The organism is Pantoea sp. Tr-811, assembly GCF_011752535.1.
Lineage (GTDB): Bacteria > Pseudomonadota > Gammaproteobacteria > Pseudomonadales > Pseudomonadaceae > Aquipseudomonas.
Map to the genome: position 1 here is coordinate 236,673 of NZ_VWXJ01000007.1, position 25,053 is coordinate 261,725.

Consider the following 25,053-nt stretch of genomic DNA (forward strand, 5'->3'; position numbering starts at 1 on the left):
CCGCTCAAGGTGCCCAGCCACCGCCCAGGCTCTGGATCAACGCCACGCTGGCCTGGCTCTGCTGGCCCTGGGCGTCGCGCAGGCTCTGCTCGCTCTGCAGCAACAGCAACTGCTGGGTAACCACCGCCTGCTGGCTCACCACCCCAGCCCGTTGCTGCGACTGCTGGCTGGCGAACAGTTGCTGGTTGCGCTGGTGAATCTGGCCAAAGGTGTCGGCCTGGCGTTGCAGGTGGTTCAGCGCCGACAGGTTGTCCTCGACATTCTGCAGCGCCGCCAGCACCGTGCCACGGTAGTTGGCCACATCCTGGTCGTACCCGGCATAGGCCTGGCGCAGGGCCGCTTCGCGCGCGCCGCCGTCGAACAAGGTCGCCGACAGCGCAGGGCCCAGGCTCCAGATGCGGTTGGCCGTGTTGAACAGCCCACCCAGGGCGCTGCCGCGAAAACCGATTTCAGCCGTGAGGTCCAGGTTGGGGAAAAACGCAGCCTCGGCCACGCCGATGCGCGCATTGGCCGCCGCCGCCGTGCGCTCGGCGGCGATCACGTCAGGCCGGCGCTGCAGCAATGCCGAGGGCAGGCTCAATGGCGGGCGCGGCACGGCGAAGGCATAGTCGGCCCTGGGCGCCACACTGAACTGCGCCGGTGCCTGGCCCACCAGCACCGCCAGGGCATGCTCGAACTGCTCGCGGCTGCGCTGGGCGGTCTGCAGGCTGACGACCACCGTGCTCAGTTGGTCCTGGGCCACCAGCAACTGGTCGTTGGACGCGGTGCCTTGCACGAAACTGGCCTGGGTCATGTCCAGCAACTGCTGGTTGAGCTGCTGCTGGCGTTCGAGCAGGCCGATGTCCAGGTCCAACTGGCGCAGCCCGAGGTAATTGCTCGCCACACTGCTGGCGATCGACAGGCGCACGCCGGCCAGTTGCGCGTCCGACACCTCGGCCAGGGCTTTGTTCGACTCGATGGTACGCCGTACCTGGCCCCAGAGATCAGGCTCCCAGCTGGCCCCCAGGGTGGCACTGACGGTTTGCTCCACCCCCGCCGAGCCACCTGAGCCGCCAGCGGCAGCCCCCGAGCCCGCGCTGCCGCCCACGCCACGGCTCATCGACAACCCAGCGCTGAGCGTCGGCCACAACCCGGCGCGGCTGATGTCGACCTGGGCCTTGGCCTGGCGCCAGGCCGCCTCGGCCGCGACGATCGACTGGTTGGCCCGGGCCGCCTGCTCCACCAGGCCGTTGAGCTGCGCGTCGCCGAAGGCCAGCCACCAGCGGCTGTCCAGCGCCCCTTGCGGGTTGGCCGCAGCGCGCTGCCACTGGGCGCCTTCCTTGAAACCTTCGGGCAGCGCCATGGCCGGGCGCTGGTAGTCCGGCCCAACCATGCAGCCGGCCAATTGCAGGCACAGCATCAGGCCTATCACATGCCGCTTCATGTGCCTTGCTCCTTGTGCCGGTTACCCAGCCGGCCCGCCAGGCGGTCCAGCCACAGGTAGATCACCGGCGTGCTGTACAACGTCAGCAACTGGCTGAACAGCAGCCCACCGATGATCGAGATACCCAGCGGCCGGCGCAACTCGGCGCCATAGCCATTGCCCAGTACCAGCGGCAAGGCGCCCAGGGTCGCCGCCAGGGTGGTCATCAGAATCGGCCGCACCCGCACCAGGCATGCCCGGCGGATGGCGCTGCGGGCATCGCTGCCCTGGGCGCGCCGCTCGTGCAGGGCGAAGTCGATCATCATGATCGCGTTCTTCTTGACGATACCGATCAGCAGGATCACCCCCACCAAGGCGATGATCGAAAGCTCGGTGCCGGTCAGCAACAGCGCCACCAAGGCCCCCACCCCCGCCGACGGCAAGGTGGAGAGGATGGTCAGCGGGTGCACCAGGTTTTCGTACAGAATGCCCAGCACGATGTACACCGACAACAACGCCGCCGCGATCAACAACGGCTCACCTGCCAGCGAAGCCTTGAACACCTGCGCAGTGCCGGCGAACTCGCCGACCACGCTGGCCGGCATGCGCAGCTGGGCAACGGCCTGGTCCACCAGCGCGGTGGCCTGGCCAATAGACACCCCCGGCGCCAGGTTGAACGAGGCCGTTACCGCCGGAAAGGTGCCCTGGTGGTTGATGGCGATGGCGGTACGCGCCAGCGACTGGCTGGCCACCGCCATCAGCGGCACCAGCGGCGCGCCAGGCTGCTTGCTGGGCAGGTAGATGGCCTTGAGCGCCGCAGGGTCGGCCCAGTAGGCCGGCGCCAGGCCCATCACCACGTGGTACTGGTTGGCAGCCCGGTACAGGGTCGACACCTGGCGCTGGCCGAAGGCGTCGTACAGGGTCTGGTCCACCGCCGACAGGCTGACGCCCAGCCGCGAGGCGGCATCGCGGTTCACCTGCAGGTGGGTCATCAAGCTGGCATTCTGCTGGTCGGTGTTGACGTCGGTCAGCTGCGGCAGGCTGCGCAGCGCTGCCACCACCTTGGGCACCCAGAGGTCGAGGCTGTCCTGGTCGTCGGCAGTCAGGGTGTACTGGAACTGCGCCCCGCTCTGCCGGCCACCGACGGTGATGTCCTGGGCCGACTGCAGGTACAGGCGGGTGCCTGGCATGGCCCCCAGGGTGTGGCGGATCTGCCCGATCACCTGGTCGGCGCTGACCTGCCGCTCGCCCTTGGGCTTGAGCGCGACGAACAACTGGGCGCTGTTGATCGCCCCGGAGCCACCACCGCCGCCACCGACGAAGCCGCCCACGGTGGCGACGTTGGGGTTGCTCACCACCTGGCGGTTGATCTCGCGAAAGTCTGCCTGCATCGCCGCATAGGAAATACTCTGGGAGGCCAGGATGGTTCCGCTCAGGCGGCCGCTGTCTTCCTGCGGGAAGAACCCCTTGGGCACCACGGCGTACAGCACCACCGCCAGCACCAGTACCATCAGGGTCACCAGCCCCATCAGCCGGGAATGGCCGATGACCCAGGCCAGGCTGCGGTCGTAGAACCTGTGAAAGCGCGAATCCGGGGTATCTGCCTCCACCGTGTGACGCGGCGGGCGCAGCAGCACGCTGGCCAGCACCGGCGTCACCGTCAGCGACACCAGCATGGAAATCACGATCGACAGCGACAAAGTGACGGAAAACTCGCGAAACAAGCGGCCAACGATGCCGCCCATCAGCAGCAGCGGAATGAACACCGCCACCAGCGACACGCTGATGCTGAGCACGGTGAACCCCACCTCCCGCGCCCCCTCCAGCGCAGCTTCACGCCGGGAGGCACCGCGCTCCAGGTGGCGCATGATGTTCTCGACCACGACGATTGCGTCGTCTACCACGAAGCCAGTGGCGATGGTCAGCGCCATCAGCGACAGGTTGTTCAGGCTATAGCCAAGAAAGTACATGGCGCCAAAGGTGCCCAGCAGTGACAGCGGCACGACAGTGGCCGGCACCAGGGTACTGCGCCAGTCACGGAAAAAGCCGTAGGTCACCAGGGTCACCAGCAGGATCGCCGCCAGCAGGGTGATTTCCACATCGCGCAAGGAGGCGCGAATGGTGGTGCTGCGGTCCATCAGCACGCTCAGCTTGATGGTCGCGGGAATCGAAGCCTGCAGCATCGGCAATTGCGCCTTCACCGCGTTCACGGTGTCGATCACATTGGCCCCTGGCTGCTTGAACAGCACCAGCAACACCGCAGGCTTGCCATTGAACAGGCCAAAGTTGCGCAGGTCCTCGACGTCCTCGCGCACCTGGCCAAGGTCGGCGATGCGCACCGGGCTGGCGCCAGCTTGCTTGACCACCAGCGGTGCGTAGTCAGCGGGGGTATACAGCTGGTCGTTCGCCGCCAGCACATGGCTCTGCCCGCCCAGGTCGACCACCCCCTTGGGCAGGTTGACGTTGGCGCTGGCAAGGGTCGAGCGCACCTGTTCCAGGCTTACGCCGTAATGGTTGAGGCGGTCCGGGTTGAGTTCCACACGCACCGCCGGCAAGGCCCCGCCGCCCACCGTCACGTCACCGACGCCGCGGGTTTGCAGCAGGCGCTGCTCCAGCAGCGTGGAGGCCACGTCGTACATCTGCGCCGGGGTGGCGCTGTCTGAGGTCAGGCCAATAATCAGGATCGGCGAGTCGGCCGGGTTGACCTTGCGGTAGGTGGGGTTGCCGACCAGGTCGCTGGGCAGGTTGCTGCGCGCCGCATTGATCGCCGCCTGCACATCGCGGGCCGCGCCGTCGATGTTGCGGTCCAGGTCGAACTGCAGGTTGATGCGGGTGGCGCCCAGGGTGCTGGACGAGGTCATCTGGGTAACCCCGGCAATCTGCCCGAACTGGCGCTCCAGCGGCGTGGCCACCGAGGTGGCCACGGTATAAGGGTCGGCGCCGGGCAACGTGGCGCGCACGCTGATGGTGGGGAAGTCCACCTCCGGCAGCGGCGCCACCGGCAGCAAGGTGAAGGCCAGGCTGCCGAACAGCGCCAGGCCCAGGGCCATCAGCGCCGTGGCCACCGGGCGCTGGATGAACGGCGCACTGAGGTTCATGGCCTGGCGTCCTGCAGCGCCCGGCGCCGGCCGAAGCGCTGCGACAGGCTGTTCATGGCCAGGTAGATCACCGGCGTGGTGAACAGCGTCAGCAGTTGGCTCAACAGCAACCCGCCAATGATCGCGATGCCCAGCGGGTGGCGCAGCTCGGAGCCGACCCCAGTGCCCAGCGCCAGCGGCACGGCGCCGAACAGCGAGGCCAGGCTGGTCATCAGGATCGGCCGCAGGCGCAGCTGCGCGGCGCGGCGAATGGCCTGCAACGGCTCGGCCCCCTCGCGGCGCTGCAGCTCCAGGGCAAAGTCGACCATCATGATGCCGTTCTTCATGACGATACCAATCAGCAGCACGATGCCGATCAAGCCGATGATGTCGAACTGCAAGCCGGTCAGCCACAGCGCCAGCAACGCGCCCAGCGCCGCCGAGAGCAAGGTGGAAAGGATGGTCACCGGGTGCACGAAGCTTTCATAGAGGATGCCGAGCATCAGGTACACCACGACGATCGCCGCCGCCACCAGGAACGCCTGGTTGCCCAGCGAGTCGGCAAAGGTCGCGGCCGCGCCCTCCAGCGACACTTGCACCGAAGCCGGCAGGCCCGCCTGCGCCTCGATGGCCTTGAGCCGGTCCACCGCCGCGCCCAACGTCTGCCCTGGCGCCAGGTTGAAGGCGATGTCGGCATAGGGGAACTGGCCCAGACGGTTGAGCGTCAGCGGCACCCGCTGCACCTGCTGGCGGGCCATGCTCGACAGCGGCACCACGCCACCACCCGGCAGGCTCACGTACAGCCCGGTGAGCAGGTCGGCCAGGTTATGCGGCGGGCGGTCGCTGGCCATCACCACATGGTACTGGTTGAGCTGGGTGTACAGGGTCGATACCTGGCGCTGGCCGAAGGCATCGTAGAGCACGTCATCGATGGCCTGGGGCGTGACCCCGAGGCGTGACGCAGTGGCGCGGTCGAAATCTAGCTGGATCTGGTTGCCGAACTGCAGGGCCTGGCTTTGCACGTCGGTGAACATCGGGTCCTGGCCGATGGCCGCGAGCAACTTGGCGGCCCAGCGTTCGAGGGTTTGCATGTCGGCCGCCTGCAGGCCCAGGCGGTAGCTGGTGGTCGACACCGTGGCATCCAGGGTCAGGTCCTGCACGCCATGCAGGTACAGGCGGATACCGGCATCGTCGGCGTTGGCATCGGCCAGCCGGCGGATCACCACCGCCGCGCTGTCACGCTCGCCGCGTGGCTTGAGGTTGATCAGCAGGCTGCCCTGGTTGAGCGTGGGGTTGTTCTGGTCGATGCCAACGAACGATGACAGGCTTTGCACCGCCGGGTCACGCAGCACGCGCGCGACCAAGCGCTGCTGCTGCGCCTGCATGTTGCTGAACGAGGTGGTTGGCGCGGCCTGGGAAATCCCCTGGATCAGGCCGGTGTCCTGTTCGGGAAAGAAGCCCTTGGGCATGGCCGACAGGGTCAGCAAGGTCAAGGCGCCGGTCAGCAGCACCGACAGCAGGGTCAGGCCGCGGTGCGCCAATACCCAGTCCAAGCCTTGCAGGTAGCGGTTCTCCACTCGGCTGAAGCGCTCGGGCTGCTGCGCTTGCGGGCGCCGGTGCAGCAGGCGCGCGCACAGCATCGGCGTCAGGCTCAGGGTGATCAGTGCGGAAATCACGATGGCCACCGCCACGGTCATGGCGAACTCCCGGAACAGCCGGCCCACCACATCGCCCATGAACAGCAGCGGGATCATCACCGCAATCAACGCGATCGACAGCGAGACGATGGTGAAGCCAATTTGCGCGGCGCCCTTGAGGGCGGCCTGCAGGGGCGTGTCGCCAGCCTCCAGGTAACGGGTGATGTTCTCGACCATGACGATGGCATCGTCGACCACGAAACCGATGGAAATGGTCAGGGCCATCAAAGTCAGGTTGTTCAGGGAAAAGCCCAGGGTGTAGATCACCGCCAGGGTGCCGACCAGGGTCAGGGGCACGGTCAGTGCCGGAATCAGGGTGGCCGACAGGCTGCGCAGGAACAGCAGAATCACCAGCACCACCAGCACCACCGCCACGCCCAGTTCGAACTGCACGTCGCTGACCGAGGCGCGGATGGTTTGGGTGCGGTCGGTCAGCACCGCCACCTTCAGCGTGCCGGGCAGGCCGGCGCGCAAGGTCGGCAACAGGTGCTGCACCCGGTCTACCACGTCGATCACGTTGGCCCCGGGTTGGCGCTGGATATTCAGCACGATGGCCGGGGTGGCGTTGGTCCAGGCGACCTGCCGGGGGTTTTCCGGGCCAAGTACCGAGCTGGCCACCTGGGACAGGCGAATGGCAGCGCCATTGCGGTAGGCGATCACCAGGTCGCGGTAGTCCTCAGGCTTCTGCAACTGGTCGTTGGCGCCGATGGAGTAGGCCTGGAAGCGCCCGTCGATATTGCCCTTGGCCTGGTTGACGTTGGCACTGCCCAGCACCGTGCGCAGGTCGTCCAGCGACAGGCCCAGGCTGTTCAGCGCCGAGGTGTTGGCCTCGATGCGCACGGCCGGGCGCTGCCCGCCGCTGATGCTCACCAGGCCAACGCCGGTGATCTGCGAGATCTTCTGTGCAAGGCGGGTGTCGGCCAGGTCCTGGACCTTGGTCAGCGGCAGCACATCGGAGGTCAGCGACAAGGTCAGCACGGGCGCATCGGCCGGGTTGACCTTGCTGTACACCGGCGGGTACGGCAGGTTGGCCGGCAGGAAGGTGCCGGCGGCATTGATCGCCGCCTGCACCTCCTGCTCGGCCACATCCAGCGACAGGCTCAGGTCGAACTGCAAGGTCACCACCGACACCCCATCGGAGCTGGTCGAGGCCATCGAACGCAGGCCCGGCATTTCACCCAGCTGGCGCTCCAGCGGCGCACTGATCGACGAGCTGACCACTTCCGGGCTGGCCCCGGGGTACTGGGTGAACACCTGGATGGTCGGGTAGTCGACCTGCGGCAACGCCGACACCGGCAACAGCCGGTAGCCGAGCATGCCCAGCAGCAACACCGCGCACATCAGCAGGCAGGTGGCGACCGGCCGCTCGATGAACGGGCGCGAGATGTTCACTGGCTGCGCCTCATGGCGCCACCACCTTGATCGCCGAGCCGTCGTCGAGCTTGTCGGCGCCGTCGGTAATTACCTGCTCGCCCGGGTGCACGCCATCATCGAGAATGGCGGTGACATCACCGCTGCTGGGCCCGCTGCGCACGTGACGCAACTGCGCCTTGCTGCCCTGCACGATGAACAGGAAATCGCCCTGGCTGCCATGCTGGATCGCCCGCGTCGGCACCACCGGCGCCTGGGCCAGGGTGTCGGCCTTGAGCCGGGCGTTGACGAACTGGTTGGGGAACAGCGCCGTGCCGGCATCGTCGAAGCGCGCCTTGACCTTGACCGTGCCGGTGGTTACGTCAACCTGGTTGTCCAGCGCCAGCAACGTACCGGTGGCCAGCAGGCTGCGCTTGTCGCGGTCGTAGGCCAGCACGCTGACCGGCCCCTTGAGCTGCGCCTGGTGAATCGTGCCCAGGTCGTCCTCGGGCACGGCGAACACCACCAGCGCCGGGCGCAACTGGGTAATCACGGCAATGGGTGTAGTGCCAGTGCTGCTGACGTAGTTGCCCGGGTCGACCTGGCGCAGGCCGACCACGCCATCCACCGGCGAGGTGATGGTGCAGTAGCTCAGTTGCACCTCAAGGTTCTGCACCGCGCCCTGGTCGGCAGCCACCGTACCGGCCTGCTGCTGCACGGTGGAGGCCTGGGTGTCGAGGGTTTGCTGGCTGACCGAGCCTGCCTTGATCAGCTCGCGAAAGCGCGCCAGGTCGCGCCGGGCATTGTCCAGCACGGCCTGGTCGTGGGCCAGTACCCCACGCGCCTGGGCCAGCTGCGCCTTCAGCGCGCGGTCGTCGATGCGGGCGATCACCTGGCCCTGGCGCACCGCCTGGCCTTCGCTGAACTCCACGGTGGCAAGAATGCCATTGACCTGGGTGATGACGCTGACACTGCGCGACGGTGTCACCGTGCCCAGCGCATCGATGTACACCGGCACGTCCTGCAGGGCCACGGCCACTGCCGTCACGGGCTCGCCGGGAGCCGCCTGGCGCGGCGGGTGCGCAGGGCCCGAGAGCAGCCACCAGGCCAACAGGCCTAGCACCAGCAGCCCTCCCAGGCCAATCAGCAGTCCTTTCCTTGACCGTTTGCCGTTGTTCACGACTGTGCTTCCACGAAGGCCGACCCGCTAGAAACATTAGCAGCGTACCAAACCGGGCAACGGCCTTTCCTCGTCTCGTTCAGGCAAGCGACAGCCTGCCATTCAGTGCTACCATCCGGGCTCGCAGCGCCAAAGGACCGCCAGCACCATGAGTACCATTCGCGAGCGCAACAAGGAGCTGATCCTGCGCGCAGCCAGTGAAGAATTCGCCGACAAGGGTTTCGCCGCCACCAAGACCAGCGACATCGCTGCCAAGGCCGGCCTGCCCAAGCCGAACGTGTATTACTACTTCAAGTCCAAGGACAACCTTTACCGGGAAGTTCTGGAAAGCATCATTGCGCCGATCATGCAGGCATCGACGCCGTTCAACGCCGACGGTGACCCGAAAGAGGTGCTGAGCGCGTACATTCGCTCGAAGATTCGCATCTCCCGCGACCTGCCCCACGCATCGAAGGTGTTCGCCAGCGAGATCATGCACGGCGCGCCGCACCTGTCGCCGAACCAGGTCGAGCAGCTGAACGCCCAGGCGCACCACAACATCACCTGCATCCAGCGCTGGATCGAGCGCGGGCAGATTGCCAAGGTTGACCCGCACCACCTGATGTTCAGCATCTGGGCGGCGACCCAGACCTACGCGGATTTCGACTGGCAGATTTCGGTGATCACCGGCAAGGCCAAGCTGGCCGACAGTGACTACGAAGCGGCGGCCGAAACCATCATCCGCCTGGTGCTCAAGGGCTGTGAGCCTGAAGTGGCCTGACAGGCCGCAATCGCGACCTGCGGTCGCTCCTACCGGGAACGCACCCTTTGTGTAGGAGCGACCAAAGGTCGCGATTGGGCCGCAAAGCGGCCCGCTCTTAAGCCGCCACCCCCGCATCCGCCGTCAACCCCACCTCCTCGATCGCACTGATCGCGCACTGCTCGTCGATATCCGACGTATCGCCGCTGATCCCCACCGCACCCAGCACTTTCCCATCCCGATCACGAATCAACACGCCACCCGGCGCCGGCACCACCGGCCGTTCGCCCAGCCCGTTCAGCGCTGCAAAGAACGCCGGCCGCTGCTGGGCATCCAGCGCCAGCAAACGCGAGCCCTTGCCCAGGGCAATCGCGCCCCAGGCCTTGCCGGTGGCCACCTGCGGGCGCATCAGACTGGCGCCGTCTTCGCGCTGCAAGGCCAGCAGGTGCCCCCCGGCGTCCAGCACCGCCACGGTCAGCGGCGCGGCGTTGATCTTGCGGCCCGCTGCCAGCGCGGCGTTCACCAGGCTGACAGCCACGTTCAGGTTCAAAGCGTTCATGGAAAGGTCCTCTTCTTGTTGTGAGAAGCCCTGAGGGCAGTTGAAATCTGATGACTCAATAGAACACAACTGCAGATGTTTTTGTATACAATAAATTGAAACGATCGTATGCGAGCGTGCAAATCGTCGTTTTCTCGGGCGCTCTGACGAATCCTGGCGCTGCCGATGAAAACCCATTGACCTGAGCCGCCAGCCGTGAATACACTCTGTCACAAAGAAAGTTGTATACAATTACAAAATCAATGAGGCACAAACCATGAGCAAAATGAGAGCAATCGATGCAGCCGTTCTGGTCATGCGCCGTGAAGGTGTAGATACTGCGTTCGGCATCCCAGGGGCTGCCATCAACCCGCTGTACTCGGCCCTGAAGAAAGTCGGTGGCATCGATCACGTCCTCGCTCGTCACGTCGAAGGCGCCTCGCACATGGCCGAGGGCTACACCCGCGCCAACCCAGGCAACATCGGCGTGTGCATCGGTACTTCCGGCCCGGCCGGCACCGACATGGTCACCGGCCTGTACAGCGCCTCGGCCGACTCCATCCCGATTCTCTGCATCACTGGCCAGGCCCCACGTGCCCGCCTGCACAAGGAAGACTTCCAGGCCGTCGACATCACCAACATCGTCAAGCCGGTGACCAAGTGGGCAACCACCGTCCTGGAGCCGGGCCAGGTGCCCTACGCCTTCCAGAAAGCCTTCTATGAAATGCGCACCGGCCGCCCAGGCCCGGTACTGATCGACCTGCCGTTCGACGTGCAGATGGCCGAAATCGAATTCGACATCGACGCCTACGAGCCACTGGCAATCAATAAGCCGTCCGCTACCCGCGTGCAGGCGGAAAAAGCCCTGGCCCTGCTCAATGACGCCGAGCGCCCACTGTTGGTGGCCGGTGGCGGCATCATCAACGCCGACGCCAGCGACAAACTGGTCGAGTTCGCCGAACTGACCGGCGTGCCGGTGATCCCGACCCTGATGGGCTGGGGCACCATCCCTGACGACCACGCGCAAATGGTCGGCATGGTCGGCCTGCAAACCTCGCACCGCTACGGCAACGCCACCCTGCTCAAGTCCGACCTGGTGTTCGGCATCGGCAACCGCTGGGCCAACCGCCACACCGGTTCCGTGGACGTGTACACCGAAGGCCGCAAGTTCGTGCACGTGGACATCGAACCGACCCAGATCGGCCGTGTGTTCACCCCAGACCTGGGTATCGTCTCCGACGCCGGCAAGGCCCTGGACGTGTTCCTGGAAGTGGCCCGCGAGTGGAAAGCCGCCGGCAAGCTCAAATGCCGCAAAGCCTGGCTGGAAGACTGCCAGCAGCGCAAATCGAGCCTGCAGCGCAAGACCCACTTCGACAACGTGCCAGTCAAGCCACAGCGCGTGTACGAAGAGATGAACCAGGTGTTCGGCAAAGACACCTGCTACGTCAGCACCATCGGCCTGTCGCAGATCGCCGGCGCGCAGTTCCTGCACGTGTACAAGCCACGCCACTGGATCAACTGCGGCCAGGCCGGCCCGCTGGGCTGGACCATTCCCGCCGCCCTCGGCGTGGTCAAGGCCGACCCGAAACGCAAGGTTGTCGCACTGTCGGGTGACTACGACTTCCAGTTCATGATCGAAGAGCTGGCGGTGGGCGCGCAGTTCAACCTGCCGTACGTCCACGTGCTGGTGAACAACGCCTACCTGGGCCTGATTCGCCAGGCGCAACGTGGCTTCGACATGGATTACTGTGTACAACTGGCGTTCGAGAACATCAACTCGACCGACGCTGCCACCTACGGTGTCGACCACGTTGCCGTGGTCGAAGGCCTGGGCTGCAAGGCCATCCGTGTGTTCGAGCCGGCAGAAATCGCCCCTGCCCTGCTCAAGGCACAGAAGATGGCCGAAGAGTTCCGCGTGCCGGTGGTGGTCGAAGTGATCCTCGAACGCGTGACCAACATTTCCATGGGCACCGAGATCAACGCGGTCAACGAGTTCGAAGACCTGGCCCTGGTCGGCAACGACGCGCCAACCGCTATCTCGCTGCTGGACTGATCGCCTGACGCCCCCGTGCCGGCCCCTGAATGAGGGCGCCGGGGGCCTTCATCGCAAGGAGACACACCATGCCTCGCTTCGCTGCCAACCTGTCCATGCTGTTCACCGAACAGGACTTCCTGGCCCGCTTCAAGGCTGCCGCCGACGCCGGTTTCAGCGGTGTCGAATACCTCTTCCCGTACGACTTCAGCGCAGCCGAAATCAAGCAGCAGCTGGACGCCAACGGCCTGACCCAGGTGCTGTTCAACCTGCCGGCGGGCGACTGGGCCAAAGGTGAGCGCGGCATCACCTGCCACCCCGACCGCATCGAGGAATTCCGCGCAGGCGTCGACAAGGCCATCGAGTACGCCAAGGTGCTGGGCAACACCCAGGTCAACGCCCTGGCTGGCATTCGCCCACAAGGCCTGCAGTGCGCCGACGTGCGCAAGACCTTCGTGGAAAACCTGCGCTACGCCGCCGACAAGCTGAAGGCCGCCGGGATTCGCCTGGTCATGGAAATGATCAACACCCGCGACATTCCAGGCTTCTACCTGAACACCACGAAACAGGCCCTGGAAATCCAGGCCGAGGTGGGCAGCGACAACCTGTTCCTGCAGTACGACATCTATCACATGCAGATCATGGAAGGTGACCTGGCCCGCACCATGGAAGCCAACCTGAAACTGATCAACCACATCCAGTTGGCCGACAACCCGGGCCGCAACGAGCCAGGCACCGGCGAGATCAACTACCGCTTCCTGTTCGAGCACCTGGACCGCATCGGCTACCAGGGCTGGGTGGGCGCAGAGTACAAACCGCTGACCACCACCGAAGCGGGCCTGGGCTGGCTGAAAACGCACAACGCGATCTAAGACAGTACGCAGAACCATGTAGGAGCGGCCTTGTGCCGCGAAAGGGGGTGCGTAGCGCCCCCAGGATTTCAGCCAAGGCAAAGATTGCCGGGGCTGCTGCGCAGCCCTTTCGCGACACAAGGCCGCTCCTACAGAGATTCAACAAATACAACGAGGTAAGTTCTCATGGCTAAAATCGGTTTCATCGGCACCGGCATCATGGGCAAGCCCATGGCCCAGAACCTGCAAAAAGCAGGTCACAGCCTGTTCGTTTCCACCCACCACGATGTCGCTCCGGCCGACCTGATCGCCGCCGGCGCCGTGGCCCTGGCCAACCCGAAGGAAGTGGCCCAGGAAGCCGAGTTCATCATCGTCATGGTGCCGGACACCCCGCAGGTCGAAGCCGTCCTGTTCGGTGAAAACGGCGTGGCCGAAGGTGTCGGCCCGAACAAGGTGGTGATCGACATGAGCTCGATCTCCCCTACCGCCACCAAAGCCTTTGCCGAGAAAATCAAGGCCACCGGCGCTGCCTACCTCGACGCCCCGGTGTCTGGCGGTGAAGTCGGTGCCAAGGCTGCGACCCTGAGCATCATGGTCGGTGGCTGCCCGAAAGCCTTCGAGCGCACCCTGCCGCTGTTCGAAGCCATGGGCAAGAACATCACCCGCGTGGGTGGCAACGGCGACGGCCAGACCGCCAAGGTCGCCAACCAGATCATCGTCGCCCTGAACATCCAGGCCGTTGCCGAAGCCCTGCTGTTCGCCGCCAAGAACGGCGCGGACCCGGCCAAGGTACGTGAGGCGCTGATGGGCGGCTTCGCCTCCTCGAAGATCCTTGAAGTACACGCCGAGCGCATGATCAAAGGCACCTTCGACCCAGGCTTCCGCATCAACCTGCACCAGAAAGACCTCAACCTGGCCCTGCAAGGCGCCAAGGAACTGGGCATCAACCTGCCCAACACCTCCAATGCCCAGCAAGTGTTCAACACCTGCCAGGCCCTGGGCGGCGGCAACTGGGACCACTCGGCGCTGATCAAAGGCCTGGAGCACATGGCCAACTTCTCGATTCGCGACGACAAGTAAGACCTTACCGGCCTCATCGCGAGCTGCGCTCGCTCCTACGGGATCAGCGCAACGCCGGTAGGAGCGAGCAAAGCTCGCGATGAAGCCCACACCGCTGAACCTGCGACCACAGGTTCATGAGGTGAACCCGAGCAACACCCGCCCCTGGTTCGGCCTGCACGGAGGCAGTTCCAGGGGCGTTTTCGATTCTGCAGAACAACAATAACTGGGAGCCTGCCATGTCGGTCGATCCGCAAAAAATTCTCCGCGACCTGTTCGACACAGCCATCGCCGCCGCCCACCCGCGCCAAGTCCTCGAACCCTACCTGCCCGCCGACCGCAGCGGCCGGGTGATCGTCATCGGTGCGGGCAAGGCCGCTGCCGCCATGGCCGAAGTGGTCGAAAAAAGCTGGCAGGGCGATGTGTCCGGCCTGGTCGTGACCCGCTACGGCCACGGCGCCAATTGCCAGAAGATCGAGGTGGTCGAAGCCGCCCACCCGGTCCCCGACGCCGCCGGCCTGGCCGTGGCCAAGCGTGTGCTGGAGCTGGTCAGCAACCTCAACGAAGAGGACCGCGTCATCTTCCTGCTGTCCGGCGGTGGCTCGGCCCTGCTGGCCCTGCCTGCCGAAGGCCTGACCCTGGCCGACAAGCAACAGATCAACAAGGCGCTGCTCAAGTCCGGCGCCACCATCGGCGAGATGAACTGCGTGCGCAAGCACCTCTCGGCGATCAAGGGCGGCCGCCTGGCCAAGGCCTGCTGGCCGGCCACCGTCTACACCTATGCAATTTCCGACGTTCCAGGCGACCTGGCCACCGTCATCGCCTCCGGCCCCACCGTGGCCGACCCGAGCACCTCGGCCGAAGCCCTGGCGATCCTCAAGCGCTACAACATCGATGCGCCGAAAGCGGTGATCGACTGGCTCAACAACCCCGCGTCGGAAACCGTCAAGGCCGGTGACCCCGCCCTGGCCCGCAGCCACTTCCAGCTGATCGCCAAGCCCCAGCAGTCGCTGGAGGCTGCCGCGGTAAAAGCCCGCCAGGCCGGCTTCAGCCCGCTGATTCTTGGCGACCTGGAAGGTGAATCGCGCGAAGTGGCCAAGGTGCACGCTGGCATCGCCCGGCAGATCGTCCAGCACGGCCAGCCGCTGAAGGCGCCTTGCGTGATCCTGTCGGGCGGCGAAACCACCGTCACCGTACGCGGCAATGGCCGTGGCGGGCGCAATGCCGAGTTCCTGCTCAGCCTGACCGAAAGCCTCAAGGGCCTGCCGGGCGTGTACGCCCTGGCCGGTGACACCGACGGCATCGACGGCTCGGAAGAAAACGCCGGCGCCGTGATGACCCCGGCCAGCTACGCCCGCGCCGAGGCCCTGGGCCTGTCGGCCAGCGACGAGCTGGACAACAACAACGGCTATGGCTACTTCGCCGCCCTCGACGCGCTGATCGTCACCGAGCCGACCCGCACCAACGTCAACGACTTCCGCGCCATCCTGATCCTTGAGACTGCCCAATCATGACGCCTGATAAAAAAGTAAAGATCCTCGCCACCCTCGGCCCGGCGATCAAAGGCATCGACGACATCCGCCAGCTGGTCGAAGCGGGCGTGAACATCTTCCGCCTGAACTTCAGCCACGGCGAGCACGCCGACCACGCCCTGCGCTACCAGTGGATTCGTGAAGTCGAGCAGCAGCTGAACCGCCCGCTGGGCATCCTCATGGACCTGCAAGGGCCAAAGCTGCGCGTGGGCCGCTTCGCCGAAGGCAAGGTGCAGCTGCAACGCGGCCAGGCCCTGCGCCTGGACCTGGACACCACCCCAGGCGACAGCCGCCGGGTCAACCTGCCGCACCCGGAAATCATCGCAGCCCTGCAGCCTGGCATGGACCTGCTGCTGGACGACGGCAAGCTGCGCCTGCGGGTCACCGCCAAGCACAGCGATGCCATCGACACCGAAGTACTGGCCGGTGGCGAGCTGTCTGACCGCAAGGGCGTCAACGTGCCGCAAGCGGTGCTCGACCTCTCCCCGCTCACCGAAAAAGACCGCCGCGACTTGAGCTTCGGCCTGGAGCTGGGCGTGGACTGGGTGGCCCTGTCGTTCGTGCAGCGCCCCGAAGACATCCAGGAAGCACGCCAGCTGATTGGTGACCGCGCCTACCTGATGGCCAAGATCGAGAAGCCTTCGGCGGTGGAGCAGTTGCAGGCGATTGCCGAGTTGTCCGACGCGATCATGGTCGCCCGCGGCGACCTGGGTGTGGAAGTGCCCGCCGAGAGCGTGCCGCAAATCCAGAAGCGCATCATCGGCATCTGCCGCCAGCTGGGCAAACCGGTGGTGGTGGCCACCCAAATGCTCGAATCCATGCGTTTCTCGCCAGCCCCGACCCGTGCCGAGGTCACCGACGTGGCCAATGCCGTGGCCGAAGGCGCCGATGCGGTGATGCTGTCGGCCGAAACGGCTTCGGGTGACTACCCGCTCGAAGCAGTGCAGATGATGAGCAAGATCATCCGCCAGGTGGAGAATGGCCCGGACTACCAGGCCCAGCTGGACGTGGGCCGGCCCAAGGCCGAGGCAACCGTGTCGGACGCCATCAGCTGCGCGATCCGCCGCATCAGCGGCATCTTGCCGGTGGCGGTGCTGGTCAACTACAGCGAGTCGGGCACCTCGACGTTGCGTGCGGCACGCGAACGGCCACGGGCGCCGATCCTGAACCTTACGCCGAACCTCAAGACCGCGCGGCGCCTGAGCGTGGCCTGGGGCGTGCACTCGGTGGTCAACGACCGCCTGCGCCAAGTGGACGAGGTGGTGACCACCGCCCTGGAAATTGCCCAGGCACAAGGCATGGCCAGCCGTGGCGACACGCTGCTGATCACCGCCGGTGTGCCTTTCGGCAAGCCGGGTTCGACTAATACCTTGCGCATCGAGACGCTGGCCTGAGATTGCCGGGGCCGCGCTGCGGCCCATTCGCGGGGCAAGCCCGCTCCTACCGGTGTGTGGGAGCGGCCTTGTGTCGCGATCGGAGGGCAACGCCCTCCCCTAACACCGAACCTGCGGAAAACCGAGGCCCAAAGAGGCCCACCGCTCGCCCATCAACCTTGCTGACTGCCCATGTACACCAAAAATTTCGTCAACCCGTGCCCCGACTGGGCTACGGCGCTGCTCAACGGTTTCAGCCAGGTGCTGCTGCTGCGCAACCCCCTGTGCGGCCTGTGCTGCCTGCTGGCCATCCTGCTGACCGCCCCCGACCTGGTCGGCGGCGCCCTGCTCGGCGCCCTCGCCGGCCTGCTCACCGCGCAGCGCCGCGGCTACGACCGCGCCGACCGCCAGGCTGGGCTGTATTGCTACAACGGCGTGCTGATCGGCATTTTGATCAGCACCGTGCTGCCCTGGTCGGCCATCCTGCCGCCACTGATCATTGCCGCCGGCGGCCTGTCGAGCATCATCACCCACCAATGGCGCAAGCGCGGCGGCAAACTGCTGGTCGCCTACACCGCACCGTTCGTGCTGCTGGGCTGGGTGGCCCTGCTGTTCGCCAGCCCTGCGCCCAGCGGCTTCGTCGAAGCGGAACCTGCGTATGCGCTGGCACGGGGCGTGGGGCAGATCTTCCTGCTCGACCAGCCCCTGGCCGGGTTGTTGATCATCATCGGGATGTTCATCGCCAACCCCTATGCGGCGATGTGGGCCGTACTCGGTTCGGCCATTGGCGGCGGCGTGGCGCTGCTCGCCGACCAGGCCCAGGCGGCGTGGCTGGGGCTGTATGGCTTCAACGCCGCGCTGGCCGCGCTGGCGTTCAGCCGCCAGGGCGAGAAACCCTGGGTGACGTTGCTGGCCATAGCACTGGCCCTGTTGCTGCAACCGCTGCTCAAGCTGCTGCCGGTGCCTGGCCTGACCGCCCCCTTCGTCGCCGCCTGCTGGCTGATGCACCTGGGCAATCACCTGGCCCAGCTTCGGCACGGCCGCACCCGCCGCTTGCACAGCTGAATCGCAGTCCCTAGGCTCAGCCCATCGCAACAGTGGAACGAGCCAATGAACAACCTTGCGAGCCTGCGCGAGCGGCTTTACGTCATCGTCTTCCAGACCGACACGGTAGCCGGCCGGCGCTTCGACAAGATCCTCCTGCTGATCATCCTCGCCAGCCTGATCACGGTCATCCTCGACAGCATCGACGAGGTGCACCAGGGCTATGCCGGCCTGCTGGCGGGTATCGAATGGGGGTTCACCGCGATCTTCCTGGCCGAATACCTCACCCGTTTGTACTGCTCGCCCAAGCCCCTTCGCTATGCCTTCAGCTTCTACGGCCTGGTCGACTTGCTGGCGATCGTGCCGGGGGTCATCGCGCTGTACTACAGCGATGCCCAGTACCTGTTGATTATCCGGGTCATCCGCATGCTGCGGATCTTTCGCGTGCTCAAGCTCAGCCCGTACCTCAAACAGGCCCACTACCTGCTGGACGCGCTACGCGGCAGCAAGCAGAAGATCATCGTGTTCCTGGTCAGCGTGTCGACCCTGGTGACGGTGTTCGGCACCTTGATGTACGTGATCGAAGGGCCGGAGCATGGCTTTACCAGCATTCCCAAGGGCATCTATTGGGCCATCGTCACACTCACCACCGTGGGCTTTGGCGATATCGTGCCGAAGACGCCGCTGGGGCAGGTGCTGTCGTCGCTGGTGATGATTACCGGTTACTCGATCATCGCCGTGCCGACCGGCATCTTTACCGCCGAGCTTGCCAATGCCATGCGCGGCGAGCAGCTGCAGCATGACTGCCCGACGTGCAGCAAAAAGAGCCATGAGCATGGCGCGGCATTCTGTTCCCGCTGCGGGAATGCGCTATTTCCCAAGCACTGATGCCACCTGTACCGGCCCTTTCGCGGGGCAAGCCCGCTCCTGTAGGAGCGGGCTTGCCCCGCGAAAGGGCCGTTACAGGCAGCGCTATAACCAAAGTCTTTTTAGTTCTTTAGCCCGCACAATCACACCCGCTATAGTCGCCATCAAACTGCCAACATCCACCAAGAACAAGGACGCAACGTGAAAAAACTCTTCACCGCCTCACTGCTCGCCGCAGGCCTTGCCCTGGGCAACCTGGCCCAGGCAGCCCCTTCCCTGCTGAACGTTTCCTACGACGTGATGCGCGACTTCTACAAGGACTACAACCCAGCTTTCCAGAAGCACTGGGAAGCCGAGCACAACGAAAAGGTCAATGTGCAGATGTCCTTCGGCGGTTCGAGCAAGCAGGCGCGGGCGGTGATCGATGGCCTGCAGGCCGATGTCATCACCATGAACATGGCCACCGACATCAACGCCCTGGCCGACAACGGCAAGCTGGTGCCAGACAACTGGGTAAGCCGCCTGCCCAACAACAGCGCCCCGTTCACCTCCGCCACCGTGTTCATCGTGCGCAAGGGCAACCCCAAGGCCCTGAAAGACTGGCCCGACCTGCTCAAGGACGGTGTGCAGGTGATCGTGCCCAACCCCAAGACCTCGGGTAACGGCCGCTACACCTACCTGTCGGCCTGGGGCTATGTGCTGAAACAGGGCGGCGACGAAACCAAGGCCCGGGCCTTCGTTGGCAAGTTGTTCAAGCAGGCACCCGTGCTCGACACCGGTGGCCGCGCCGCCACCACCACCTTCATGACCAACCAGATCGGCGACGTGCTGGTCACCTTCGAGAACGAAGCCGAGATGATCGCCCGCGAATTCGGCCGCGATCAGTTCGAAGTGATCTATCCAAGCGTGTCGGCCGAAGCCGAGCCGCCGGTGAGCGTGGTCGACAAGGTGGTGGCCAAGAAAGGCACCCAGGCCGTGGCCGAGGAATACCTGAAGTACCTGTGGTCGCCGGCAGCCCAGGAAATCGCCGCGCAGAACTACCTGCGCCCACGCGATGCAACGGTGCTGGCCAAGTACACCGACCGCTTCCCGAAAGTGGATTTCCTGTCGGTGGAGAAGACCTTTGGTGACTGGCGGACCGTGCAGAAGACCCACTTCAATGATGGTGGGGTGTTTGACCAGATCTACACCAACCAGTAGTAGAAGATGTAAGCGGGGCCGGCCTCTTCGCGGGGCAAGCCCGCTCCTACAAGGACCGTACGGACCCTGTAGGAGCGGGCTTGCCCCGCGAAGAGGCCGGCCCTGACAGCACACCACTTCGAACTTTCCCGCCCCAAGCACAATCAGTTCCTTGAGTAACCCTGCCCAAGGAGTACTCCAGTGCTGCGTTTTCTCTCCACCCTGCTGCTCGGCTGCCTGCTGAGCACCCACCTGCTGGCCGCAGACCCCGCCCCTGCCGATGCGCCCCCAGCCGAACCGGAAGCAGTGCTGCAAGGCGGCCTGCTCGGTGCCCTGGCCGATGGCTTGGACAGCGCCGCCCAGGAGCTTGACCTCGACGCCCACCTGGTCGACGCCTGGCGCCTGCGCACCGACCGCGCCGCCCAGGAAGTCGAGCGCCTGGTCGACCGCCACTCGGCCAGCGACTCGCTGCAGCTGGCCGGCAACTTCGTGCTGCTGACCCTCGCCTGGGCCGCCAGCTTCGCCGTGCTCACCACCCTGGGCCGCTGGCTTGCCAAGCGCATGGCCGGCATGGCCTGGCTGCGTTCACGCAAACGCGCCAGCAGCCTGCTCGGCTACCTGCTGCCCTACACCCTGCCGGCCCTGGCCAGCCTGCCACTGACGCTCTACGTCAGCCGTTTTCTCGAGCCCTCGGTGGCCCGCGCCCTGGGCCTGAGCCTGGCCTACGCCACCAGCAGTGGCCTGTTCTCGACCTCGATCATCCTCTGTCTGATCACCCTGTTCGACGCCGGCCACAAGCGCGCCGCGGTGGCGGTGATCAAGCGCATGGCCCCGCGCCCGCTGTTTTTGATCGGCTTTCTCGCCGCCTGGAGCGACGCCCTGACCAGCCCACAGATCGCGCGCCAACTGGGCGGCAACGTCACCGCCAGCATCGCGGTGATCACCGGCCTCACCGCCACCTTCATTTTCGCAAGCCTGGTGATCCGCCTGCGCCGCCCGGTCGCCCACCTGATCCGCAACCGCGCCTACCAGGACCGCGTGCAACACCGCGCGGTGCAGGAAACCCTGCGGATCTTTTCTGCCCTGTGGTACCTGCCGATTCTGCTGATGATCCTGGTGTCGGCCATCCACCTGCTTGGGGCAGGCGAAGAGAGCCAGAAAGCCCTGCAAAAAGCCCTGCTGACCACCGTGCTGCTGGTGTCGACGGTGTTTCTCAGTACCTTGCTGCAACACCTGCTGGCGCCCCGTGAAAACGATCCGGCGCAGCGGGTGCGGCCCTACAAGGAACTGCTGCGCAGCCTGGCCCACGCGCTGCTGCGCATCCTCATGGCGGTGGCCTTCATCGAGCTGCTGGGGCGTATCTGGGGTTTCTCGGTGATCGACTTTGCCCTGAGCAACAGCCTCGGCCAGGCCATCAGTAATTCACTGTCGAGCATCGGCCTGATCCTGCTGGTCACCTGGCTGCTCTGGGTGGTGCTCGACACCGCCATCCAGGAAGCCCTCAAGCCCGCGGTAGGCCGGCGCGCCTCGCGCCAGCCCAGCACGCGGGTGCGCACCATCCTGCCGATGCTGCGCAACGCGGTGAAAGTCATCCTGATCGTGATCTGCACCATCACCACCATGGCCAACCTGGGCATCAACGTCGCGCCCCTGCTGGCCGGCGCCGGGGTGATCGGCCTGGCCATCGGCTTTGGCTCGCAGCAACTGGTGCAGGATGTGATCACCGGCCTGTTCATCCTGATCGAGGACACCATCTCGATCGGCGACTGGGTGGTGCTCGACTCCGGCCACGCCGGCACCGTCGAGAGCCTGACCATCCGCACCCTGCGCCTGCGCGACGGCAAGGGCTTCGTGCACTCGGTGCCGTTCGGGCAGATCAAGGCCGTTACCAACCAGTCGCGGCAGTTCGCCTATGCGTTTTTCTCGGTGCAGTTCACCTATGACAGCGACGTGGACGAATCGCTGGGGTTGATTCATGAGGTGGGGCAGTCGATCAGCGACGACCCGCTGCTGCGCATCAACCTGCAAGGGCCGCTGCAGGTGTTCGGGGTGGACCGCATGGATTTGAACGGGTTCGTGCTGACGGCGCAGTTCCGCACCATTTCCGGGGGCCAGTATGCGGTGAGCCGGGCGTTCAACGAGCGGCTGAAGAAGCGGGTGGACCAAACCGACAAGGTGAGTTTTGCCCAGGTGTATCCCATGCCGGTGCGCGGGGTTTCGGCCTGATGCTGGCCTGATGCCGGCCTGTACCGGCCCTTTCGCGGGGCAAGCCCGCTCCTACACGCGAAAGGGCCGGCCCAGGCAACATCACCCTTGCCGGAATACCAAAGCCTTCAAGCCGCCCGCCGGGTCCACATCAGGAAACTCCGGCGGATTCTCCAGCCGCTCGACAAAGCCCAGCCCAGGCGCCTGCTCGGCCATCCCTTCGATCAAGAATTCAGGCCCGATCGCCGGGTCATTGACGCACGCCAGCACCGTCCCGCCCTCACTCAACAACTCAGGCAAGCGCCGCAGGATCTTGGCGTAGTCCTGGGTCAGCACGAAACTGCCACGCTGGAAGGTCGGTGGGTCGATGATGATCAGGTCATACGGCCCGTACTTGCGCACCTTGCCCCACGACTTGAACAGTTCATGGCCCAGGTACGCCACCCGCGATGCATCGTGGCCATTGAGGCGATGGTTGTCGCGCCCGCGCGACAGCGCCGACTTGGCCATGTCCAGGTTGACCACCTGCTCGGCGCCCCCGGCAATCGCCGCCACCGAAAACCCGCAGGTGTAGGCGAACAGGTTGAGCACGCGCTTGCCTGCAGCCTGCTCGCGCACCCAGCGGCGGCCATAGCGCATGTCGAGGAACAGGCCGTTGTTCTGCCGCACGCCCAGGTCCAGCAGGTAGGTCAGGCCGTCCTCGACCACCTCGCGCTGCTGGCACGGCTCGCCCAGCAGCCACTGGCCGGGGCTTTCGGGCAGGTAGCGGTGCTGAATGAGTATCGCCTGGCCCGCCCATTGCGGGCGCTCGGCCAGGCGCTGCAACATCGCCTGCAGCTCGGCCAGCTGGCCCTGCGGGGGTTCACGGAACAGGGCCACCGACAGCACGCCTTGCAGCCAATCCACCGTGACCTGCTCCAGGCCTTCCCAGCACCGGCCACGGCCATGGAACAGGCGGCGGGTTTCTGCCGGGGCAGGGTCAAGGGCGGTGAGCAGATGCTGCTCCAGGGTGTGGATTGGCGAAGTCATGGCGGGGTCACTGGCGGGTAAAAGCCGGCATTCTACCCCTTGACCGTCACCCGCGCCGAGCGAAACCACCAGCCTTGCTGCATGCCGGCCGCCGCCAGCAGAATCAGGCCAACCCCCAGCCACTGCAGTGGCGCCAGCCGGTGCCCGAAGGCCACCCAGTCGACCAGGATCGCGGCAATCGGGTAGATGAACGACAGCGCACCGGTCAGCGCCGTGGGCAGGCGCTGGATGGCACTGTACAGCAACACGTACATCACGCCGGTATGCACCACGCCCAGGGTCAGCAGGCTGGCCAACGCCGTGGGCGCGCCTGGCAAGCCGCCCAGCTTGGCCCAGGGCGCCAGCAACAGCACGCCGGTGGCCACCTGAATCAGGGCAATCAGGTGCGGTGGCGTGCCGTTGAGGCGCTTGATGATCAAGGCGGCAATGGCATACAACAGGGCCGCCCCCAGCGCCAGGGCAATTCCCGCCAGGTAGCCGTCGCCACTGCCCTGCCCCGCGCCGTGGGCGCTGACGATGGCCAGCATGCCGAGAAAGGCCACGCTCAGCCAAGTGAGCTTGGCGGCGGTGATTTTCTCGCCAAGAAACAGCGCCGCGAGCCCCACCAGCAGGAACGGCTGAACGTTGTACACCGCGGTGCCGATGGCAATCGACGCCCGTGAATAAGAGGCGAACAGCAGTACCCAGTTGCCGACGATGGCCACCCCACTGGCGACCGCCAACAGCAAACCCGTGCGGCCGATGACGCCAGGCCTGAGCAAGCCCAACGCCGCGCAAATCACCAGCAAGGTGCCGGCGCCGAACACGCAGCGCCAGAACACCACCTCCAGCACCGGTTGCCCGGACACCAGTACGAACCAGCCGATGGTGCCGGAAATCAGCATGGCGGCGATCATTTCCAGCGTGCCGCGGCGCAGTGAACTGTCCATCGCGTACCTCCCGTTGACGATGGCTCAGTATGCGGCGGGCCGCAGGGCACCTTCCAGCGGATAAACAAGGCCAACTGCTCGGCTCACCTTTACTATCAAGGCAAATTCCCAAAACTGCCTTACGAGGTGCCTATGACCGATGCCATCGACCAACTGTTGATCAACGCCCTGATGGACGACTCGCGCCGTTCGCTCAAAGCGCTGGCGCAGCTCAGCGGCCTTTCCGCCCCCAGCGTTGGCGAACGCCTGCGACGCCTGGAACAACGTGGTGTGTTGCAGGGTTACACAGTCAATGTCGACCCGCGCAGTTTCGGTTACCAGCTGCAGGCCATCGTGCGCATCCGCCCATTGCCGGGGCAGTTGCAGGAAGTGGAACGACAGATCATCGCCATCCCGGAATTCACCGAGTGCGACAAGGTAACCGGTGAGGATTGCTTCATCGCCCGCCTGCATGTGCGCTCGATGGAGCAGCTGGACACCCTGCTCGACCGCATCAATGTGCTGGCCGAAACCAACACCGCGATCATCAAGAAAAGCCCGGTAAAACGGCGGTTACCCCCGATGGCGTGACCCAGCCCCCCGCGTGGTAGGAGCGAGCGCAGCTCGCGATAGGGCCGCAAAAAACCTGACTAATTTATGTACACAAGAATGTCACCTTAAGTGCCATTTTTGTGTGCACTTACCCCAATAGCGCCCCAATACGTTACACACTTTGTTTATTCAATTCTGACCAATCGATCAACTAACAGGCCCACTAAAAAATAAAACCTGTTCATCTAGTCAATTTATATTTCCAATATTTCATTCACTTATCTTCAAACAACTGATCTTTCAAAAAAACCCCATCTAGCAACCGACTTTCCCCTGGCATGGAACTCGCTTTCGTGTGCACATGTTTTGTATACAAACCAAACAAAACATAAATACACAAGAACCCGTGACGTCGGCCCCAGGCCGACCGCCACGCCCA

Annotated in this window: 18 protein-coding genes; 11 read left to right on the plus strand and 7 right to left on the minus strand. The window is 65.1% G+C overall.

What is annotated here, in order from left to right; all coding sequences use genetic code 11:
- Positions 1–4: 4 nt before the first annotated feature.
- The 4 genes from F3J44_RS13230 to F3J44_RS13245 are packed head-to-tail and all read right to left on the minus strand — an operon-like array spanning position 5 to position 8,706.
- Positions 5–1,423, minus strand: coding sequence for an efflux transporter outer membrane subunit (locus F3J44_RS13230; RefSeq protein ID WP_167065411.1), 1,419 nt, complete (start codon positions 1,421–1,423; stop codon positions 5–7).
- On the minus strand, positions 1,420–4,500 hold the full coding sequence (locus F3J44_RS13235) for an efflux RND transporter permease subunit (protein ID WP_167273009.1): 3,081 nt from the start codon (positions 4,498–4,500) through the stop codon (positions 1,420–1,422). Before F3J44_RS13235 ends, F3J44_RS13230 begins: the two co-directional genes overlap by 4 nt.
- A complete protein-coding gene (locus F3J44_RS13240; RefSeq protein WP_167273012.1) occupies positions 4,497–7,568 on the minus strand; it encodes an efflux RND transporter permease subunit in 3,072 nt (1,023 codons plus the stop codon). Before F3J44_RS13240 ends, F3J44_RS13235 begins: the two co-directional genes overlap by 4 nt.
- 10 nt (positions 7,569–7,578) lie before the next feature.
- Positions 7,579–8,706, minus strand: a complete 1,128-nt coding sequence (locus F3J44_RS13245; RefSeq protein WP_167065401.1) for an efflux RND transporter periplasmic adaptor subunit — start codon at positions 8,704–8,706, stop codon at positions 7,579–7,581.
- Between the two features lie 148 nt (positions 8,707–8,854).
- Between F3J44_RS13245 and F3J44_RS13250 the strand changes: the two genes are divergently transcribed.
- Positions 8,855–9,466: a TetR/AcrR family transcriptional regulator gene (locus F3J44_RS13250; RefSeq protein ID WP_167065398.1), complete on the plus strand. Its 612-nt coding sequence runs from the start codon at positions 8,855–8,857 to the stop codon at positions 9,464–9,466.
- Between the two features lie 97 nt (positions 9,467–9,563).
- Here the strand turns inward: F3J44_RS13250 and F3J44_RS13255 are convergent, their stop codons facing one another.
- Complete coding sequence (locus tag F3J44_RS13255) at positions 9,564–10,004, minus strand: heme-binding protein (RefSeq protein WP_167065395.1); 441 nt, start codon at positions 10,002–10,004, stop codon at positions 9,564–9,566.
- 256 nt (positions 10,005–10,260) lie between these two features.
- Between F3J44_RS13255 and gcl the strand changes: the two genes are divergently transcribed.
- From gcl to F3J44_RS13300, 9 genes are all read left to right on the plus strand, one after another.
- Positions 10,261–12,036, plus strand: a complete 1,776-nt coding sequence (gene gcl, locus F3J44_RS13260; protein WP_159411457.1) for a glyoxylate carboligase — start codon at positions 10,261–10,263, stop codon at positions 12,034–12,036.
- Positions 12,037–12,104: 68 nt separating this feature from the next.
- Positions 12,105–12,887: a hydroxypyruvate isomerase gene (gene hyi / locus F3J44_RS13265; protein ID WP_167065392.1), complete on the plus strand. Its 783-nt coding sequence runs from the start codon at positions 12,105–12,107 to the stop codon at positions 12,885–12,887.
- A 165-nt stretch (positions 12,888–13,052) separates the two neighbouring features.
- Positions 13,053–13,946: a 2-hydroxy-3-oxopropionate reductase gene (locus F3J44_RS13270; RefSeq protein WP_167065389.1), complete on the plus strand. Its 894-nt coding sequence runs from the start codon at positions 13,053–13,055 to the stop codon at positions 13,944–13,946.
- A 218-nt stretch (positions 13,947–14,164) separates the two neighbouring features.
- Positions 14,165–15,439: a glycerate kinase gene (locus F3J44_RS13275; protein WP_167065386.1), complete on the plus strand. Its 1,275-nt coding sequence runs from the start codon at positions 14,165–14,167 to the stop codon at positions 15,437–15,439.
- On the plus strand, positions 15,436–16,851 hold the full coding sequence (gene pyk, locus F3J44_RS13280) for a pyruvate kinase (RefSeq protein ID WP_167273015.1): 1,416 nt from the start codon (positions 15,436–15,438) through the stop codon (positions 16,849–16,851). The genes F3J44_RS13275 and pyk overlap by 4 nt, the downstream gene beginning before the upstream one ends.
- 171 nt (positions 16,852–17,022) lie before the next feature.
- A complete protein-coding gene (locus F3J44_RS13285) occupies positions 17,023–17,895 on the plus strand; it encodes an urea transporter (protein WP_167065379.1) in 873 nt (290 codons plus the stop codon).
- 45 nt (positions 17,896–17,940) lie between these two features.
- Complete coding sequence (locus F3J44_RS13290; RefSeq protein ID WP_167273018.1) at positions 17,941–18,762, plus strand: ion transporter; 822 nt, start codon at positions 17,941–17,943, stop codon at positions 18,760–18,762.
- 180 nt (positions 18,763–18,942) lie between these two features.
- Positions 18,943–19,941: a sulfate ABC transporter substrate-binding protein gene (locus F3J44_RS13295; RefSeq protein ID WP_167273022.1), complete on the plus strand. Its 999-nt coding sequence runs from the start codon at positions 18,943–18,945 to the stop codon at positions 19,939–19,941.
- A 180-nt stretch (positions 19,942–20,121) separates the two neighbouring features.
- Complete coding sequence (locus F3J44_RS13300) at positions 20,122–22,146, plus strand: mechanosensitive ion channel domain-containing protein (RefSeq protein WP_167273025.1); 2,025 nt, start codon at positions 20,122–20,124, stop codon at positions 22,144–22,146.
- Between the two features lie 81 nt (positions 22,147–22,227).
- Here F3J44_RS13300 and F3J44_RS13305 read toward each other — a convergent pair whose 3' ends face one another.
- Together F3J44_RS13305 and F3J44_RS13310 are read right to left on the minus strand one after the other, a co-directional pair.
- Positions 22,228–23,154, minus strand: a complete 927-nt coding sequence (locus F3J44_RS13305; protein WP_167273028.1) for a class I SAM-dependent methyltransferase — start codon at positions 23,152–23,154, stop codon at positions 22,228–22,230.
- 32 nt (positions 23,155–23,186) lie between these two features.
- Positions 23,187–24,083, minus strand: a complete 897-nt coding sequence (locus F3J44_RS13310) for a DMT family transporter (protein WP_167065363.1) — start codon at positions 24,081–24,083, stop codon at positions 23,187–23,189.
- 132 nt (positions 24,084–24,215) lie between these two features.
- On the opposite strand from F3J44_RS13310, the gene F3J44_RS13315 reads away from it, so the two are divergent.
- On the plus strand, positions 24,216–24,653 hold the full coding sequence (locus F3J44_RS13315; RefSeq protein ID WP_167273031.1) for an Lrp/AsnC family transcriptional regulator: 438 nt from the start codon (positions 24,216–24,218) through the stop codon (positions 24,651–24,653).
- The last annotated feature ends 400 nt before the right edge of the window (positions 24,654–25,053 follow it).

Coding starts and splice junctions, on each gene's coding strand:
- F3J44_RS13230 (WP_167065411.1), bottom strand. CDS start 1,423: ATGAAGCGGCATGTGATAGGCCTGATGCTGTGCCTGCAATTGGCCGGC.
- F3J44_RS13250 (WP_167065398.1), top strand. CDS start 8,855: ATGAGTACCATTCGCGAGCGCAACAAGGAGCTGATCCTGCGCGCAGCC.
- F3J44_RS13310 (WP_167065363.1), bottom strand. CDS start 24,083: ATGGACAGTTCACTGCGCCGCGGCACGCTGGAAATGATCGCCGCCATG.
- hyi (WP_167065392.1), top strand. CDS start 12,105: ATGCCTCGCTTCGCTGCCAACCTGTCCATGCTGTTCACCGAACAGGAC.
- F3J44_RS13315 (WP_167273031.1), top strand. CDS start 24,216: ATGACCGATGCCATCGACCAACTGTTGATCAACGCCCTGATGGACGAC.
- F3J44_RS13235 (WP_167273009.1), bottom strand. CDS start 4,500: ATGAACCTCAGTGCGCCGTTCATCCAGCGCCCGGTGGCCACGGCGCTG.
- F3J44_RS13290 (WP_167273018.1), top strand. CDS start 17,941: ATGAACAACCTTGCGAGCCTGCGCGAGCGGCTTTACGTCATCGTCTTC.
- F3J44_RS13255 (WP_167065395.1), bottom strand. CDS start 10,004: ATGAACGCTTTGAACCTGAACGTGGCTGTCAGCCTGGTGAACGCCGCG.
- gcl (WP_159411457.1), top strand. CDS start 10,261: ATGAGCAAAATGAGAGCAATCGATGCAGCCGTTCTGGTCATGCGCCGT.
- pyk (WP_167273015.1), top strand. CDS start 15,436: ATGACGCCTGATAAAAAAGTAAAGATCCTCGCCACCCTCGGCCCGGCG.
- F3J44_RS13275 (WP_167065386.1), top strand. CDS start 14,165: ATGTCGGTCGATCCGCAAAAAATTCTCCGCGACCTGTTCGACACAGCC.
- F3J44_RS13285 (WP_167065379.1), top strand. CDS start 17,023: ATGTACACCAAAAATTTCGTCAACCCGTGCCCCGACTGGGCTACGGCG.
- F3J44_RS13270 (WP_167065389.1), top strand. CDS start 13,053: ATGGCTAAAATCGGTTTCATCGGCACCGGCATCATGGGCAAGCCCATG.
- F3J44_RS13305 (WP_167273028.1), bottom strand. CDS start 23,154: ATGACTTCGCCAATCCACACCCTGGAGCAGCATCTGCTCACCGCCCTT.